Below are 17,543 nucleotides of genomic sequence, written 5' to 3' on the forward strand. Positions count from 1 at the left end.
GGCGTTTTAACAAACGCCGGACCGCTCGACGCTGCGCGGACATCTGCCGGGCGATCTGCCGCTCAAACCGTCGCTCGCGTACATAAAGTACGCGTCGCTCCTCTTTCGCGGCACCTCGCCACGGCAGCTGCCCGCTCGCTGGCGCGTGCTCTTCCAGGATGGCTAATTTGGTTCAGTTTTATTATTTAAGGGACGGTGTCGCGTGGACGTGCAACAGTTAGAAGAGGCCTGGGCTGCAAGGGCTGGTGCGCGTGAGGCGCGTCTTGTTGCGGCCTCGCATGTGCCGGCGGCGCTGTCGATGCTGGGGATTGTGCAGCCCGGCGATCGCTTGGTGGCCTTTGCGGACGACTTTGCCGATGCGTTTGCCTGCGGCTTTGATGGCTACGATGTTGCGCTGGTGGGGGAGCCCGCGGCTGCGGCGTTTGCTGCTGCGTCCGAGGGCTTTGATGCTTCGTTTGATGCCGAGGGGCCGCACCTGTGGTGGTTCGTCAACTCCATCGGCGGGTTTGGTCTGCGTGTGCCCGACCTTCGCGCTCTGGGCCGCGCGGCTCGTGAGTCGCATGCGCTGCTCGTGGTTGATAACACTGTGTCGGGCGTCTTTGGGTGCAACCCGTTGCGTCTGGGCGCCGTGCTTTCGCTCGAGGCGCTCGACCGCGTGTGTGCCGGCGTTGCGCCGCGCAAGCTCGTCGCCGCTTCGGTGGCGCGCTCGCAGCTTAAGCGCCATCGCGTGGATGCCGCCGCAGAGTGCGCGCACGCGTTGTTTGCGGGCTGCGGTGCGCCCGCGCTTGACCTGTCTGCCGAGGAGACCGACGTGCTAGAACGCGGGCTGTCCTCGCTCGATGCTCGCATGCAGGCTCACTTCGACCGCGCACGTGCACTGGCCGAGTATCTGGCTGCCAACGAGATAGTGCGCAACGTGCGCTATCCAGGGCTGGGTTCGCATCCCGATCATGCGGTTGCAACGGGAATCCTCGAGCACGGCTTTGGCCCGGCAGTTGAGTTTGACCTTATCGAGCGAAGTGCGGGTGAGCTGTTCGACACATTGCCGGGGGAGTTCCGCACGTCGCCCGCCGGCGGCGCAACGACACGCCTTTCGGCCCCACGCGGCAAGCAGGGGGGAACCATCCGCCTCTTCGCCGGCACCGACGACCCCCTAACCATAGCCGCCGCCCTAGACAACGCCCTCCGCAACTAGCTAAATCATCCTCGACTTCATAAGTTGCGGTGAAATAGGGATTGATTTACGGCTTTAACAGCATAAACAGTCCCTATTTCACCGCAACTTATGAGAAGGGGTTGTGTAGCGATAAAGCCCCGTCCCAAATTGGCTACTCTTTGATGGTGGCAATGAGGTCGCTGGCTTTGGTGGCGATGACGTTGTTGATGTCGGCCTGCAGCTCCTCGTAGACCACTATGGCTCGCTCGCCGGCGGGGGTGAGCGTGGATCCGCGGGCGCCGTCGCGCTCGATGAGCTTGCAGCCCAGCTGGCCTTCGGCCTCGTTCACGATGCGCCAGGCCTTGGAATACGCCATGCCCATGCTTTTGGCAGCGCGGTTGAGTGAGTGCTCGCGGGCAATACCCTGCAGCAGCAAGACACAGCCGTGACCGAACACGCCCGGCAGGTCTTTGTCGCACGCTTGAATGACCAACTTTGCCGTCGTCTTGTACTTCATACGCTCCACGTCTCCCCGCTAAAGTGTTTGCTGGGCAAACGCAAAGCCTGCGTCAAACCCTCGTGTGCTCTTCTTAAATCATGCATTGTAGCAGTCAAAGTGCGTTAAGATACTTCCCCAGTATTGGGCGCCCAAGGTTGGGCTGGGTCCTACGAGGCCTGCAGCCGACCGGTCGCATGGAAAAAGGAGAAACATGGCTACGTTCTTTCCCGGTGAGTCCCACACGTTTTCGGAGTATCTGCTGGTCCCTGGCTATTCGTCCTCGCAGTGCATCCCCAACAACGTCTCTCTTAAGACGCCGCTAACCCGCTTTAAGCGCGGTGAGAAGCCGGCAATCACCCTGAACATCCCCATGGTTTCCGCCATCATGCAGTCCGTCTCGGGCGTCGACATGGGTGTCGCGCTCGCTACCGAGGGCGGCCTGTCCTTCATCTACGGTTCTCAGACCCCCGAGTCCGAGGCCGCCATGGTCAAGGCCGTCAAGGATCACAAGGCCGGCTTTGTTCAGTCCGATTCCACGCTGACCCCCGACATGACCATGGAACAGGTTATCGAGCTCAAGGAGAAGACCGGTCACTCCACCATGCCGGTCACCGACGATGGCACCCCCAAGGGCAAGCTCCTGGGCATCGTCACCAGCCGTGACTATCGCCCCAGCCGCGATGACCACCAGAAGAAGGTCTCCGAGTTCATGACCCCGCGTGAGCAGCTTATCGTGGGCGACAAGAACATCAGCCTCAAGGTTGCCAACGACGTCATCTGGGACAACAAGCTCAACGCTCTGCCCATCGTTGACGACAACGATCACCTCATGGGCATCGTCTTCCGCAAGGATTACGACAGCCACAAGACCAACCCCAACGAGCTGCTCGACGGCGATAAGCGCTACATGGTCGGCGCCGGTATCAACACCCGCGACTATGCCGAGCGCGTGCCGCTGCTCATCGAGGCCGGCGCCGATGTCTTGTGCATCGACTCTTCCGAGGGCTTCAGCGAGTGGCAGAAGCGCACCATCGAGTGGATCCGCGCCAACTACGGCGAGGACGTCAAGGTCGGTGCCGGTAACGTCGTCGACGCCGAGGGCTTCCGCTTCCTGGCCGACTGCGGTGCCGACTTCATCAAGGTCGGTATCGGCGGCGGTTCCATCTGCATTACCCGCGAGACTAAGGGCATTGGCCGTGGCCAGGCCACCGCGCTGATCGACGTCTGCCGCGCTCGCGACGAGTACTACGAGGAGACCGGCGTCTACGTGCCCGTGTGCTCCGACGGCGGTATCGTCTACGACTACCACATGACGCTCGCCCTTGCCATGGGTGCCGACTTTATGATGCTGGGTCGCTACTTCGCCCGCTTTGACGAGAGCCCGACCGAGCGCGTCAACGTCAACGGCCAGTACATGAAGGAGTACTGGGGCGAGGGCTCTGCGCGTGCCCGCAACTGGCAGCGCTACGACCTGGGCGGCGCCGCGAAGCTCAGCTTCGTCGAGGGCGTTGACTCCTACGTTCCCTACGCCGGTTCCCTCAAGGACGGCGTGGGCGGCACGCTCTACAAGGTCAAGTCCACGATGTGCAACTGCGGTGCCCTCTCGATTCCCGAGCTCCAGGAAAAGGCACGCCTGACACTGGTAAGCTCGACCTCGATCGTCGAAGGCGGCGCCCACGACGTTGTCGTAAAGGACTCCCAGCAGTCTGTGTCTTATCGATAAGCGGCTTTCCCAGGCACCGCATCTTGCCGTTCAAACCGTCGCTTGCGTACCTAAGTACGCGGCGCTCCTCTTTCACGGCAACCTGCGGCACCTGGAAAACCCGTTGTTTCTAGAACGGGTTGCACATAAAGGTTGAGTATCAACCACGTTATTTAGATAAAGCGAGATGCCTGCAAGTCGCAGACATCTCGCTTGTTGTATTTGCTATCATCAGTCAAGTTAACCTTAGGGTCGGGCGGCTTAGCTTTGTTCGATACAAGTTCCGCACGCAAAGAAGAGCACTTAATGTGCTCTTCGTCTTGCGCAGGACTGTCCGCAGTAGCGAATAAAGCTAAGCCGACCGACCCCATTAAAGATTAAAGGAGCTGATATGTGCGATTGCACAGATCATAAGGATGAGATCCCTGCCTACGACGCGCAGGCCATTGAGTCCAAGTGGATGAAGGCCTGGGAGGACTCCAACCTCTTTGCCGTCGACACCGACGCCAGCAAGCCCAAGAAGTACGTGCTCGAGATGTTCCCGTATCCGTCGGGCGACCTGCACATGGGCCACGCGCGCAACTATACCATCGGCGATGCCATGGCCCGTCAGGCCCGCATGCGCGGCTACGATGTGCTGCACCCCATCGGCTTTGACGCCTTTGGCCTGCCTGCCGAGAACGCCGCCATCAAGCACAACACGCAGGCTGCCGCCTGGACGTATAAGAACATGGACCAGGCTCTCGCCACGATGAAGCGCATGGGCTTCTCCTACGATCTGGATCGCATGGTCAAGACCTGCAGTCCCGATTATTACCGTTGGGGTCAGTGGATCTTTGAGAAGTTGTGGGAAAAGGGCCTGGTCTACCGTAAGAAGAACCCGGTCAACTGGTGTCCCACTTGTAAGACCGTTCTGGCCAACGAGCAGGTCACCGAGGGTAAGTGCTGGCGCTGCGGCACCGAGCCCGAGAAGCGCGACCTGGAGCAGTGGTACTTCAAGATTACCGATTACTCCCAGGAGCTGCTCGACGACCTGGAGAAGCTCCCCGGCTGGCCCGAGCGCGTCAAGCAGATGCAGGCCAACTGGATCGGTCGTTCCGAGGGCGCCGAGGTCGACTTTACCCTGTGCGACCAGGATGGCGAGCCCATCGAGGGCGACGAGGGTAAGATCACCGTCTTCACCACGCGAGCCGACACGCTCTTCGGTGTCTCCTTCTTTGTCCTGGCTCCCGAGTACGCGCGTCTGCACGAGCTCGTCGAGGGTACGGAGTACGAGGAGGCCGTGACCAAGATCGTCGAGGACTCCAAGCATATCTCCGCCGTCGAGCGTGCCCAGGGCACCCTCGAGAAGCACGGTGCCTTTACCGGCCGCTACGTGGTGAACCCCGTCAACGGCGAGAAGGTCCCCGTGTGGGTTGCCGACTACGTCGTGTCCGACTACGGCACCGGTGCCGTCATGGCTGTTCCCTGCGGCGACCAGCGCGACTTTGAGTTCGCCCGCAAGTACGACCTGCCGATCGTGCCGATCATCCTGGACGATGACGACCGCGCTGCCGTCGAGGCCAGCGGCGAGACCATCGATACCTTCCATGTCGAGACTGTCGACTGGGACTGCGCCCACGCTGCCGAGGGCACGCTCGTCCAGTCCGGCAAGTACACCGGCATGCGCGGTGGCAAGCACTCCGAGGGCGAGGCTGCAATCGTGGCCGACCTCGAGGCCATGGGCTGCGGCCGCCGCAAGGTCGAGTTCCGTCTGCGCGACTGGCTCATCAGCCGTCAGCGTTATTGGGGTAACCCCATCCCGGCCATCCATTGCGAGCACTGCGGCATCGTGCCCGTGCCCGAGGACCAGTTGCCGGTGACGCTGCCCGAGAACCTGGACCTGGGTGCCGGCGAGACCCTCGCCGAGTGCAAGGAGTTCTACGAGACCACCTGCCCGGTCTGCGGCCGCCCTGCCAAGCGCGAGACCGATACCATGGACACCTTTACTTGCTCCAGCTGGTATTACCTGCGCTATACGGACCCGCACAACGCCGAGCTGCCCTTCTCCCGCGAGGCTGCCGATCGTTGGATGCCTGTCGATAACTACATCGGCGGCATCGAGCACGCCATTCTGCACCTGCTCTACAGCCGCTTCTTTACCAAGGCACTGCGCGACCTGGGCCTGCTGAGTGTGGACGAGCCCTTCACCAACCTGCTGTGCCAGGGCATGGTCAAGGACGAGAACGGCGACACCATGTCCAAGTCCAAGGGCAACGTCGTGCCCCCGAGCTCGGTCATCGAGCCCTACGGCGCCGACACCATGCGTCTGGCGATCCTGTTTATCGCCCCGCCCGAGAAGGACTTCGACTGGGACCCCAAGGCCGTTGAGGGCGCCAACCGCTTCATCAAGCGCGCCTGGCGTATCGTTTGGCAGCTCGTCCAGTCCGGCGACGCCAACGTGGCCTTCGACAAGTCCGCGCTCGACGAGGTCGCGATGAAGCTCTATCGCGAGCGTCACCGCACCATCGCCAAGTGCACCGAGGACTTCGATCGCGGCCAGTTCAACACCGCCATCTCGGCCGTCATGGAGCTCGTCAACGCGGCGAGCGCCTACCTCAACGCCACCGAGGGTGCCGCCCGCGACAAGGCGCTGTGCTACGGCGTGGCTAAGGATATCGTGAGCGTCCTTGCCCCCATCTGCCCGTTCTGGGCCGATGAACTGTGGCACGAGGCCCTCGGCTGCGAGGGCAACGCCTACACCGCCGCCTGGCCCGAGTTCGACTTGGCCGAGTCCATCGAGGACACGGTGCAGATCGTCGTCCAGGTGCTCGGCAAGGTCCGTGGCCGCATCGACGTCGCCCGCGACGCCTCCAACGAGGAGATGCAGGCTGCCGCCGAGGCCGCCGTCGCCAAGTGGCTCGAGGGTAAGACGGTCGTCAAGGCCATCTGCGTGCCCGGCAAGCTGGTCAACCTGGTGGTCAAGTAAGCACTGCGCACTTAACTGACGCATAAAAGACGAGGGGCGATCCGGTTGGGTCGTCCCTCGTTTTGTGTTGTATGACCTGCTTAGTCAGTGCGTCGCACCGTCTTCTACGGGATGTGTACCAGGTCCCTAAAGTAAACATTGCCCGTTTGCTCCTCGATCATCCAAATGTTGAGGTAGATGTCGTTGAGGTCGTTGTTCACATTAAAGTCCGGGTCGTCGAAGGTGCCTACAAAGGTGAGCATGGCGCGCGTTTCCTCGCCTGATGCGACCTGCTGGCGCATGCGCACATCGCGGACCACGCCGTTGACGTAGGCATAGGAGTCCACATCGCCAAACATCATGTCGACACCGGTGTTGTTGGTTACCGTAAAGACGAGCGCGGCGTCGCCGTAGCCGTCGGTGTCCTTGCCCACGCAGGTAACATGGACGTTCTCGTCTGCCTCAAGGTCGATAGGGAACTGTTCTTGAGGGTCGGGACCTAAGCCCTGGGGATCGTCGATGTCTTCGTCTATTTTGTCGAAGCTTACCGGGGGTTCGGTTTTCTCGATGGCTTTGGTGCTGCCACGATCCGGTTCGCATGTTCCGGTTTTGCCATCGATGTTGTTGCAGCCCGTCAGAGCGAACGAGCAGGCAGCGACGACGAGCGCGGTCGCGCAGAGGGTGCCTAGGCGTTCCATGGATCCTCCTTGCCGTAGAGATGCTGGAAGGTTGTGCGGTCAATGCGTGCGGCAGGCTTTCTCGCTACAGAATGCCTCTCGGCTCTAGTCTGGCCGATGTGCGCCCAGGGATGGAATGCCCATAGGGCCCGATTCGGTCGGCACGCTGGGACGCATGGCCCGTTTTGGGGCTGTTGAGGTTGCTCCGCATGGGGCTCTTCGGTCAATTGTCCTCTTCTTGTGGAGAACCTGTGCGCACGCTGACCTGCAGATTCGTACTGTGCTTGCGCGTTTCCGCAGCTATTGGTATAGTTTGCTTGCAAATGAAGTTGTAATTGAAAGAAGTGGGGTTTCGGCCCCGCTTCTTTTTTGTATGGATGGAGGTGCCGCAATGGTCAAGACCAAGACCGAGCAGGCGATCATCGACGCGCTCGAGGCCGTCGCTCCCCAGCACGATGTCGACATCGTCGACGTCGAGCTCGTGGGCGCCACCAAGGCCCCCTGCGTGCGCGTGCGTATCGAGGGTGCCGAGGGCCAGAGCCTGTCGCTCAACGACGTCACGGCCAACACCAAGTGGGTCGGCGATGTGATTGAGGAGCTCGACCCTATCTCTTCGAGCTATACGCTTGAGGTGTCGAGCCCGGGCATGGCGCGCCCGCTGCGCCGCCCGTGCGACTTTGTCCGCTTTGTTGGCGAGAACTGTGAGCTCACCTCCACCGCTACCGAGGGCCGTCGCAAGTACGCCGGCAAGATTGCCGCCGCCACCGAGACGAACGTGACCCTCGAGCTCGAGGACGGCGAGTCCGTTACCCTCGATTTCTCTGATGTTAAAAAGTGCAAGTTGAAGCCCACCTATGACTTCAAGCCCGCGAAGGAAGGAAAGTAAGATGGCAGCATCCGACATGATGTCCGCCCTGATGGAGCTTTGCCAGGAGAAGCACATCGACCAGCTCTACCTGATCGACCGCCTGGAGCAGTCGCTTGCCAAGAGCTATGCCGAGATCCTGCATCTTGAGTGGGGCGCCAAGGTGACCATCGACCGCACCACCGGCAAGATCTACGTCTACCGCCTGGAGCCGATCGACGATTCCATGGACGAGGAGGGCAACTTCACCGAGTTCGAGGAGATCGACGTCACCCCCAAGAACACGAGCCGCATCGCCGCCCAGCACGCTAAGGCCGAGATCAACGCCATCGTGCGCAACTCCGCCCGCGAGCAGATCTACGAGGAGTTCTCCGGCCGCATCGGTGACCTCATCAGCGGTACCGTGCTGCAGTCCACGCCCGACTTCACGATCGTCAAGATCCGCGAGGGCGTCGAGGCCGAGCTGCCGCACTTCGATCAGCGTCGCTACGAGAACGAGCGCAACGAGCGTCCGATGGGCGAGCGCTACCTGCACAACCAGCATATCAAGGCCGTGATCATCGACGTTCGCGACCCCAACTCCAACCTGCAGCCGGTTCGTGGCGAGCACAGCCGTCCGCCGATTGTCATCTCCCGTACCCACCCCGAGCTCATGCGTCGTCTGTTTGAGCAGGAGGTGCCCGAGATCTATGAGGGCACCGTCCAGATCAAGTCAATCGCCCGCGAGCCCGGCCAGCGTTCCAAGGTCGCCGTCCACTCGCTCGACGACCGCCTGGATCCCGTGGGTGCCTGCGTCGGCCCCAAGGGCAGCCGTGTTCGCGCTGTCGTGGGCGAGCTCCGTGGCGAGCGCGTCGACGTCATCCTGTGGGATGCCGATCCTGCCGTCTACGTCGCCAACGCCCTTTCGCCCGCTAAGGTCACCCGCGTCCTCATCGACGAGGAGAAGGCCTACGCCGGCGTCATCGTGCCCGACGACCAGCTGTCCCTCGCCATCGGCAAGGAGGGCCAGAACGCCCGCCTCGCCGCGCGCCTGACCGGCTGGCACATCGACATCAAGTCGGAGACGCTTGCCGCCGACATCCTCAAGAACGTTCCCGTTCACGAGGAGCCCGCCGCCGACCTGATCGGTGACGAGGAGGACGAGGACGTCCGCCGCTGCGAGTACGTGTCCGAGGACGGCGTCCAGTGCCGCAACCAGGCTCGTCCCGGCTCCCGTTTCTGCGGTGTCCACGACACCGACGCCTTCGATGATGCGGAGGACCTGATCTAGCGCGCGGTCGCGCCGGGCGGGTCCCGGCGCGTCTCCCACGCTCGTTCAGTCTCTAGGCACCCAAGGTGCCAGAAAGGGTAGGTGAAGTCATATGGCAAAAGTCCGTGTGTCCACCCTGGCCAAAGAGTTCGGCATGACCTCCAAGGAACTGATGGGTCATCTCGCCGAAATGAAGATTCCCGCTAAGTCCGCGTCCTCCACTTTGGAGGACGCCTATGTCGCCATGGTCCGCAAGCAGCTCGCCTCGGTGATCGAGGCCCGCGCTCAGGAAGTCGAGGCCGCCAAGCAGGCCGAGGAGCAGGCAGCTGCCGCCGAGGAGGCCGCTCGCGCCGCCGAGGCCGAGCGCGAGCGCATCGCCGCCGAGAAGGCACGCGAGGAGGAACGCCGCCAGTTTGCCGCAGCCCAGGCTGCCGAGGAGGCTGCCCGCGCCGAGGCCGAGGCCAAGAAGAAGGCCGAGCAGGAGCGCCTTGCCCGCGAGAAGGAGGAGGCTGCCCGCGAGGCCCAGCGCCGCGCCGTTCCCGCTTCCGACTCCGGTTCGCGCTTCCGTTCGCTGCTCGACCAGATCGCCGCACAGGAGACCGTGCTCAAGGAGAAGAAGGACGCCGAGGACAAGGCCAAGGCCGAGCGCGCCGCCGAGCGCGGTAACCGTCGTGGCGGCAACAATGATCGCCGCGGTGGCCGCCGTAACGATCGTAACGCCTCCGACAACAACTCCGAGCGCAACGCCTCCGAGAGCCGTCCGCACAGCCATCGCACCAACGCCAGCAACAACGTCGCTGCTGGCATGGACTTCCCCAACCCTGATAAGCAGGGCAAGGGCAAGAAGCGCAAGGGCGGTCACAACAACGAAGAGGACCACTACAGCCGTATGGCTCGCGAGGCCGAGGAGTACAGCCGCGAGAAGGTGCTCGAGGAGGCTCGTGCCGCCGTCGAGGAGGCCTCTCGCGAGTCCACCGGTCGCCGCAAGAAGCGCAAGGAGAAGCGCGAGCGCGAGGCTGCCAAGGCTCAGGAGGAGCGCAAGATAGAGGAAGCGCTGGCCCAGGGCGTGAACCCCGAGGAGCTCGACGCCATCAAGGTTTCCCAGGGCGTTACCGTCCAGGAGCTCGCCGAGGCGCTCGACGTTCCGGCCAACGACATCATCAAGCGCCTGTTCCTACTGGGTACGCCGCTCACCATGACGCAGTCCATGTCCGATGACCTCGTCGAGCTCGTTGCCGACGACCTGGGTCGTCAGATCAAGATCATCACCCCCGAGGAGGAGAACACCTTCTCGTTCTACGACGATCCCGCCGACCTTAAGCCGCGCGCCCCGGTCGTCACCGTCATGGGCCACGTCGACCACGGCAAGACGAGCCTCCTCGACGCCATCCGTCACACCGGTGTCGCTGCCGGCGAGGCGGGCGGCATCACGCAGGCCATCGGTGCTTCGCAGGTCATGATTAATGACCGCAAGATCACCTTCATCGATACCCCGGGTCATGCCACCTTTACGGCTATGCGTGCCCGTGGTGCCAAGGTGACCGACATCGTTATTCTGATCGTGGCTGCCGACGACGGCGTCATGCCCCAGACGGTCGAGTCGATCAACCACGCCAAGGCCGCCGGCGTACCCATCGTCGTCGCCGTCAACAAGATCGATAAGCCGGGTGCCAACCCCGACCGCGTGCGCCAGGAGCTCACCGAGTACGGCGTCATCCCCGAGGAGTGGGGCGGACAGAACATGTTCGTCAACATCTCGGCCAAGCAGAAGATCGGTATCGACGACCTTCTGGAGACCGTGCTGCTCCAGGCAGACGTGCTCGAGCTCAAGGCCAACCCGGACACCTTTGCCTCCGGCAACGTCCTCGAGGCCAAGCTCGACAAGGGCCGCGGCTCGGTCGCTACCGTGCTCGTGACCCGCGGTACCTTGCACGTGGGCGATACGCTGGTCGCCGGCCTTACCTACGGCCGCGTCCGTGCTATGCTCGACCCCAAGGGTCGCGCCGTCACCGAGGCCGGTCCCTCCGACGCCGTCGAGATCCTGGGCCTGCAGTCCGTGCCCAACGCCGGTGACGAGTTCCGCGTGTTCGAGGACGAGCGTGAGGCTCGCGCGCTTGCTGACGAGCGTTCGCTCAAGGCCCGTATCGAGGAGCAGAGCCGCGTCAAGCACGTCACGCTCGAGAACCTCTTCGAGACCATTGCCGACGCCGAGGTCAAGGAGCTCAACCTGATCATCAAGGCCGACGTCCAGGGTTCCATCGAGGCCCTTCAGGACTCGCTCGACAAGATGGATCAGTCCGAGGTTCGCATCAACACGATCCACTCCGCCGTTGGTGCCATCAACGAGACCGACGTCGTCCTGGCCGACGCCTCCAACGCCATCATCATCGGCTTTGGCGTCCGCCCCGACGGTAAGGCACGTTCCGCCGCCGAGCGCGAGGGCGTCGAGATCCGTTGCTACGACGTTATCTACAAGTGCCTCGAGGAACTTGACGCTGCCCGTATCGGCATGCTTAAGCCCACCGAGGTCGAGGTCTCCACGGGTACCGCGACCGTCCTGGACACCTTCAAGGTGCCCAAAGTCGGTATCGCCGCCGGTGTCCGTGTCGAAGAGGGCGAGATCGCCGCGACCGATTCCGTGCGTCTGGTGCGCGACGGCATCGTGGTCTTCAACGGCAAGATCGCCTCGATGCGTCACTACAAGGACGAAGCCAAGAGCCTCAAGAGCGGTTCCGAGGGCGGCATTGGCCTGGAGAACTTCCAGGACATCAAGCCCGGCGACCAGATCGAGGGTTACCGCATCGACCAGGTTGCCCGTACCGAGTAGGGGGTAGCGCTATGAAGCAAACGCAGGCAACCCGCCGTCTGGGCGAGCAGCTTCGCGAGAAGCTCGGTTATATCCTGCTCTTTGAGGTTTCCGATCCGCGTCTCGACCTGGTTAATTTGACCGCGGTCGAGGTCGCGGTGGACCGTTCGTTCGCGCGTGTGTTCGTGTCGTGCGATGCGAGCCGCTACGACGAGGTCATGGAGGCGCTCGCAAGCGCTAAGGGCCGTATTCGCAGTCTGTTGGCTCGCTCGCTCGATTGGCGTGTTACGCCCGAGCTCGATTTTCGCATCGATCGCTCGACCGATGAGGCCGAGCGCATCACGCGTGCGCTGGAAAACGTTCCCGCCACGCTTGCGATCGAAAAGGACGAGGACGGCTATCCGATAGCGGATGCCGCCCAGGAGGCAGCTTTAGATGACTAATTCCGCCGACCTCGCCTCGTGCGAGTCTGCAGATATTCAGCGACGCATCCTCGAGCTCATCGAGGGTGCGTCCTCCATTGCGATTTCGGGACACACTTCTCCCGATGGCGACGCCCTGGGCTCCGTGTTGGGTCTGGGCCTTTCGCTCATGAAGTTTTTTCCCAACAAGGACATTGCGCTGCTGTTGGCAGACGATGACCCGGTTCCGCGTATCTACCGCTTTATGGAAGGCTCCGATCGCCTGGTGCCGGCATCTGCGTACACTGGCAATCCTGACCTGTTCATCTCGGTGGACGTACCGGTCGTAGAGCGCCTGAACAACTCCGCCGAGGTGCTTCGTCGCTCCAAGCATGTGGTGTGCTTCGATCACCATCCGGCGCGCGAGGAGTTTGCCGAGCTCAGCCTGAGGCGCGTCGAAGCTGCAGCCTGCGCCATGATCATCGACCGCTTCTTGGACAATTGCGGCATTGTCGCACGTGATGGCGTTGCGACCTGCCTGCTGTGTGGCTTGGTTACCGATACCGGCCGTTTTCAGTATCAAAATGCCGATGCCGCCGCGTTCCATGCAGCTTCGCGTCTGGTTGCCCACGGTGCCGATCCGGCGCGTGTGGCACTCGAGGTTTACCAGAGCATGCGCGTTGAGTTTTTGCACCTCAAGTCCATCGTTATGGGCCGCATCAAGACGGTGGCCCACGGGCGCGTCGCGTATAGCTACGCGTACCAGAGTGACCTTGAGGCCTGCGGTGTCACCTCGGATGAGTGCGACGGCCTGGTCGATGTGGTTCGCTCGGTGATGGGCGTCGAAGTCTGCCTGTTCCTGAAGGGCATTGAGGGCGATAGCAAGGTGCGCGGCAACCTGCGCTCCAAGGGCGACCTCAACGTGTCCGAGATCGCTGCTGCTTTTGGCGGAGGCGGACATCCCGCTGCCGCCGGTTTCTCCAACAACGGAACGATTCTCGAGACGCTCACCGTGGCACTTCCCATGCTGGCCGAACTGGTAGGGGAGGATCCCGCTTCGGTGACCGTCGAGCTTTAACTTTTTGGATGGTACATGGCTCGTCGTACGCCTTCTCAACTGAATATGCTGCTCGCCGTCGATAAGCCGGTGGGCTGCACGTCCCACGATGTGGTCTCGCAATGTCGGCGCGCCCTCCATGAGCGTCGCGTCGGCCATGCCGGCACGCTCGACCCCATGGCATCGGGTGTCATGGTGGTGGGTGTTGGCCAGGCTACTCGTTTGCTGGGCATGCTAACCCTCGATACCAAAAGCTATGTCGCCGACATCTCGTTTGGCGCCGAGACCAATACCGATGATGCGGAGGGCGAGGCGGTCCGCACGGTGGCTGTTGCCAACGAGCTCCGCGATCCTGCCTATGCCCGTGAGCGCTTGGCCGCTTTGCTGGGTCCGCAGATGCAGGTGCCGCCGGCGTTTTCGGCTATCTCGGTCAATGGCGTTCGCGCCTACAAGTCTGCTCGCGAGGGCAATGCGGTGGACCTACCTCCGCGCCCCGTCGAGGTCTATGCCGCCGACCTGATCGCCGTGGGAGGCGAAGGTGATACGTGTGTGTGGACCGTGGCGTTCTCAGTGAGCAAGGGTACCTATATCCGTGCGCTCGCTCGCGATTTGGGCCGCGCCTGCGAGAGCGCCGCGCACATTTCCGCGCTGCGCCGCACGGCCTCCGGTGTTGTTTCCATTGGCGCTTGTCATGCGGTCGAGGAGTTTTCTCCCGAGTCCGCGGCTGGCTTTGCCCTGGATCCCATTGCGGCCCTGGGCGCCACGCGTGTTGACTTGCCGGGCAATCTTGCCGACGATCTGCTCTGCGGTCGACGCATTCCCGTTGAGCGTGCGCTTGCCGATTTCGATACCTCGAAGTCGCCTTTTGCGTTGGTGCTCGATGGGGGACTCAAGGCGCTCGCCCGCATCGAGGGTGCCCGCTTTGTCATGGAGCACGTGTTTCCGCAGGCAATCGGCGGTGTTCGATGATGTTGTCCGCTCACGAGCTCGCGCGTATTTTTTTCGCGGGCGAGTCGGACGTGGCTCACATCGTTACTGCCGATGCGTTTGATAAGTGTGAGCACCTGGGTGCCGCATCGATTGCCATCGGCGTGTTCGACGGCGTTCACCGTGGACACCAGGAGCTCATTGCGGCGCTTGTTAGCGATGCGTGCGCCCATGATTGCAAGGCGGTCGTGGTCACTTTCGATCCCGATCCGGACGTTGTGGTGAGTCCTTCGCCCGCTCAAAAATTGATGACGACGGCCGACCGTCTACATGCCTTGGCTCAGACCGGGGTCGATGCGGTGGTGGCCGTTCCCTTTACGCCTGAGGTTGCGGCACTCGACCATGTTGCTTTTCTCTCGCTGGTGTCGCGTCTGGTCGACATTCGTTCGATTCGCGTTGGCAGCGACTTTAGGCTGGGTCGTGGCGGTGCTTCTGGTGTTGCCGAGATGCGCTCTTGGGGTTCCGAGCGCGGCGTTGACGTGTATGGTCACGACCTGCTTTGCGAGGGCGGTGAGGCCATTTGCGCCACCCGCATTCGTCATGAGCTGGGACAGGGCCATGTGGAGCTTGCTGCTGAGTTGCTCGGCCGCCCGTATATGCTGCGTGGCGGTGTTATTCGTGGCCGTCACGAGGGTTCTGACATGGGCTTTCCCACGGCAAACCTGCAGGTTCCCGACGGCATTCAGGTGCCTGCCGATGGTGTGTATGAGGGTCTGGTGCTCGTCGATGACATCGCGTGGCCCGCTGCCGTTAATGTCGGCCTGCCGCCGACGTATGCCGACGATGCCGCTTCATCGCATCTCGAGGCTAACTTAATTGGTTATACGGGCGACCTGTACGGCGCTTCCGTTTCGCTGGCGTTTACGCGCTGGCTGCGTCCCTCGCGTGTGTTCGAATCGCTGGATGAGTTGATCTCGACCGTCGAGGGTAATATCGAGGATATTCGTCACAACTTGGGCGAGCAGGGGGTGAGTATCCGTGATTAGCGATGAGGAAAAAGACCAGGTACGCGCTGCGTCCGACTTAGTTGCCATCGTGCAGGAAACGGTTGAGCTCAAGCCCCGCGGCCATGAGTTTTGGGGTTGCTGCCCCTTCCATGGCGAAAAGACGCCTTCTTTCCACATTATCCCCGCTACGCAGGTCTGGCACTGCTTTGGCTGCGGCGAAGGCGGCGACGTCTTCACCTATATCATGAAGCGCGAAAACCTGAGCTTTCCCGAGTCAATCCGCTATTTGGCCGATCGTGCGGGTATTGAGCTGCATGACACCGGAGATCGTCGCGAGCGCGGTACCAAGCGTGCCCGCATCTACGATCTGTGTGCCGAGACCGCCCAGTTCTACCACACCATGCTTATGCGCGGTAAGGACGGCCGTCCACGCGAGTACTTTGCCAGCCGTGGTATGGGTGGCGACGTCTGCCGCCGCTACTGCCTGGGCTTTGCACCGGGCCGCAACGCGCTGGTGTCGCACCTGTCCCAGGCGGGTTTTACCCCGCAGGAGATGATCGACGCCAACGTTGCCGTGAGCCGCGGGCGCGGGCAGCTTGCCGACCGCTTCTACGACCGCGTGATGTTTCCCATCTTTGACGAGCAGGGTCACAACATTGCCTTTGGCGGGCGCATCATGGGTGACGGCCAACCCAAGTACCTCAACACCGCCGAGACGAGCGTGTTCCATAAAAAGCGAAACCTCTATGGCTTTAACTGGGCCAAGGAGTTTATCGTCGCGCAGGATACGGCCATCGTGGTGGAGGGCTATACCGATTGTATCGCCTGCTGGGAGGCGGGGATCAAAAACGTTGTCGCCACGCTGGGCACCGCGCTCACGGAGCATCACGTCAAGACGCTCACCCGCTTTGCCAAGCGTATCGTGTATATGTTCGATGGCGATGCCGCGGGCCAGAAGGCCGCCCGTCGCGCGATTCAATTTATCGAGCAGGATTCGATGGACCTGCGCTGCGTGGTGCTGCCCGACGGCAACGACCCCATGGAGTTCATCACGGCGCATGGTGGACAGGAGCTTCAGGCGCGCATCGACGCTGCCGAGCCGCTCATGGACTTTGTCTACCGTTCGCTGCAGGAGTCGAGTGACATCACCACGCCGGGCGGTCGTGCCAAGGCGCTGGAAGATGCGCTGACGCTTATCTATCCGCTGCGCGATAGCTATATGATCGACACATACTTTATCCAGATTGCCGATCTGCTGGGTTTGGATCTGGAGACGGTTCGCGCGAGTTCGGGTCGCGTGTTTCGCGATGTCGCCAAGCGCGAAGATGCGGAACGACGTCGTGAGCAGAACTATGAACGCCAGCGGGCGCAAGCCGAGCGCTCTGGTAGCGCGGGCGGTCGGACGTCTGGTTCGCAGGGGGCATCTCGCGGTGCTTGGGCATCGGGCGCGACGCCGCCGGTGTCCGCGCCGGTCGAAGAAGAGCCGTATGACTACGTCCCGCTCGATGCCTACGGTGCCGCGCCCGTGGAGGTCGTCGACGACCTGCCGCTGATCGATGTGCCTGATGGTATGGGTGCTGTGCCTGTGACTGATGGTTCGGGCGCTCCGGCTGCGGCGGCGCCGATGGTTCTTACTGATCTTGAGCGCAAGTCCTTGGCAGGGGAGCGCGAGCTGTTGACGATGCTCACGAGCTACCCCGACCTGTTCCGCACGTATGCCGACCGCATCTGCTCTATCGAGTGGGTTGACCCACGTCACGAGTCCATCGCATGGGCCGTTCTGGCAACGCCGCCGGGAACCGATCCTGCAGCCTGCATGGATGCGGCGCGCTCGGTCTGTCCCGAGGCGGCAACGCTTGTGAGTGCCGGGCGCATCTCCGCGACGAGCAAGCACCCCACCGAGACGAACATCGTGTTCATGCTCGATACGCTCGAGCTCTACACCATCAAGCGCCGCATGCGTGCCGCACAGGCCAAGCTGCGCCAGGACCGTTCGCTCGATGATGAGGCCCGTCGCGCGTTGACCGTGCAGGCCGCGCAGGATTCGCAGCGTCAACGCGAGCTGCAAAAGTCTATCGGCGGCGTGGCGGACCCGTTCCGTTTGATCGGTCTGGAGGCCGCAGGCACCGAACAGGCCTAGATGTTGTGGTCAACCAGCGTATTCTCGCCTATATCCAGTCCTCTTTTTGGGTATAGACGCCTATGTGTGTGCTAAAGTATTGAGTCCTGTGGACTATGAAGGGAGAATCT

Annotated in this window: 13 protein-coding genes; 11 read left to right on the forward strand and 2 right to left on the reverse strand. The window is 62.2% G+C overall.

The window, feature by feature from the left end:
* Positions 1-202 precede the first annotated feature (202 nt).
* A complete protein-coding gene (locus DXB86_RS04270; protein WP_117736272.1) occupies positions 203-1,195 on the forward strand; it encodes a PLP-dependent transferase in 993 nt (330 codons plus the stop codon).
* A gap of 133 nt (positions 1,196-1,328) precedes the next feature.
* Here DXB86_RS04270 and DXB86_RS04275 read toward each other — a convergent pair whose 3' ends face one another.
* Positions 1,329-1,673 (reverse strand): winged helix-turn-helix domain-containing protein, encoded by a 345-nt coding sequence (locus DXB86_RS04275; RefSeq protein ID WP_117736273.1) that lies wholly within the window; start codon positions 1,671-1,673, stop codon positions 1,329-1,331.
* 193 nt (positions 1,674-1,866) lie between these two features.
* Here DXB86_RS04275 and DXB86_RS04280 point away from each other — a divergent pair, with 193 nt between their 5' ends.
* Complete coding sequence (locus DXB86_RS04280; protein ID WP_117736274.1) at positions 1,867-3,378, forward strand: IMP dehydrogenase; 1,512 nt, start codon at positions 1,867-1,869, stop codon at positions 3,376-3,378.
* A 370-nt stretch (positions 3,379-3,748) separates the two neighbouring features.
* Complete coding sequence (gene leuS, locus DXB86_RS04285; RefSeq protein WP_117736275.1) at positions 3,749-6,325, forward strand: leucine--tRNA ligase; 2,577 nt, start codon at positions 3,749-3,751, stop codon at positions 6,323-6,325.
* A gap of 104 nt (positions 6,326-6,429) precedes the next feature.
* On the opposite strand, the gene DXB86_RS04290 is transcribed toward leuS, so the two are convergent.
* The gene (locus DXB86_RS04290) at positions 6,430-7,002 is read right to left on the reverse strand and encodes a hypothetical protein (RefSeq protein WP_117736276.1); all 573 of its coding nucleotides are present in this window, start codon (positions 7,000-7,002) and stop codon (positions 6,430-6,432) included.
* A 370-nt stretch (positions 7,003-7,372) separates the two neighbouring features.
* On the opposite strand from DXB86_RS04290, the gene rimP reads away from it, so the two are divergent.
* From rimP to dnaG, 8 genes are all read left to right on the forward strand, one after another.
* Entirely contained in the window at positions 7,373-7,867 is a 495-nt protein-coding gene (rimP, locus tag DXB86_RS04295) for a ribosome maturation factor RimP (protein WP_117646596.1), read from the forward strand.
* Between the two features lies 1 nt (position 7,868).
* A complete protein-coding gene (nusA, locus tag DXB86_RS04300; RefSeq protein ID WP_117629484.1) occupies positions 7,869-9,116 on the forward strand; it encodes a transcription termination factor NusA in 1,248 nt (415 codons plus the stop codon).
* Positions 9,117-9,207: 91 nt separating this feature from the next.
* A complete protein-coding gene (gene infB / locus DXB86_RS04305) occupies positions 9,208-11,922 on the forward strand; it encodes a translation initiation factor IF-2 (RefSeq protein ID WP_117629485.1) in 2,715 nt (904 codons plus the stop codon).
* Positions 11,923-11,933: 11 nt separating this feature from the next.
* Positions 11,934-12,344, forward strand: a complete 411-nt coding sequence (rbfA, locus tag DXB86_RS04310) for a 30S ribosome-binding factor RbfA (RefSeq protein WP_117736277.1) — start codon at positions 11,934-11,936, stop codon at positions 12,342-12,344.
* Positions 12,337-13,380 (forward strand): bifunctional oligoribonuclease/PAP phosphatase NrnA, encoded by a 1,044-nt coding sequence (locus tag DXB86_RS04315; protein WP_117629487.1) that lies wholly within the window; start codon positions 12,337-12,339, stop codon positions 13,378-13,380. Before rbfA ends, DXB86_RS04315 begins: the two co-directional genes overlap by 8 nt.
* A gap of 15 nt (positions 13,381-13,395) precedes the next feature.
* Complete coding sequence (gene truB / locus DXB86_RS04320) at positions 13,396-14,328, forward strand: tRNA pseudouridine(55) synthase TruB (protein WP_233504147.1); 933 nt, start codon at positions 13,396-13,398, stop codon at positions 14,326-14,328.
* 50 nt (positions 14,329-14,378) lie between these two features.
* Positions 14,379-15,332: a riboflavin biosynthesis protein RibF gene (ribF, locus tag DXB86_RS04325; RefSeq protein ID WP_233504148.1), complete on the forward strand. Its 954-nt coding sequence runs from the start codon at positions 14,379-14,381 to the stop codon at positions 15,330-15,332.
* Positions 15,325-17,433 carry a DNA primase gene (gene dnaG / locus DXB86_RS04330; RefSeq protein ID WP_117736278.1) on the forward strand — a complete coding sequence of 703 codons (2,109 nt, stop codon included), beginning with the start codon at positions 15,325-15,327 and terminating at the stop codon, positions 17,431-17,433. Before ribF ends, dnaG begins: the two co-directional genes overlap by 8 nt.
* Positions 17,434-17,543 lie beyond the last annotated feature (110 nt).

The sequence above is a fragment of the Collinsella sp. OM06-18AC genome, assembly GCF_003438785.1.
Lineage (GTDB): Bacteria > Actinomycetota > Coriobacteriia > Coriobacteriales > Coriobacteriaceae > Collinsella.

Coding starts and splice junctions, on each gene's coding strand:
- DXB86_RS04280 (WP_117736274.1), top strand. CDS start 1,867: ATGGCTACGTTCTTTCCCGGTGAGTCCCACACGTTTTCGGAGTATCTG.
- leuS (WP_117736275.1), top strand. CDS start 3,749: ATGTGCGATTGCACAGATCATAAGGATGAGATCCCTGCCTACGACGCG.
- infB (WP_117629485.1), top strand. CDS start 9,208: ATGGCAAAAGTCCGTGTGTCCACCCTGGCCAAAGAGTTCGGCATGACC.
- DXB86_RS04315 (WP_117629487.1), top strand. CDS start 12,337: ATGACTAATTCCGCCGACCTCGCCTCGTGCGAGTCTGCAGATATTCAG.
- rimP (WP_117646596.1), top strand. CDS start 7,373: ATGGTCAAGACCAAGACCGAGCAGGCGATCATCGACGCGCTCGAGGCC.
- DXB86_RS04275 (WP_117736273.1), bottom strand. CDS start 1,673: ATGAAGTACAAGACGACGGCAAAGTTGGTCATTCAAGCGTGCGACAAA.
- nusA (WP_117629484.1), top strand. CDS start 7,869: ATGGCAGCATCCGACATGATGTCCGCCCTGATGGAGCTTTGCCAGGAG.
- truB (WP_233504147.1), top strand. CDS start 13,396: ATGGCTCGTCGTACGCCTTCTCAACTGAATATGCTGCTCGCCGTCGAT.
- rbfA (WP_117736277.1), top strand. CDS start 11,934: ATGAAGCAAACGCAGGCAACCCGCCGTCTGGGCGAGCAGCTTCGCGAG.
- DXB86_RS04290 (WP_117736276.1), bottom strand. CDS start 7,002: ATGGAACGCCTAGGCACCCTCTGCGCGACCGCGCTCGTCGTCGCTGCC.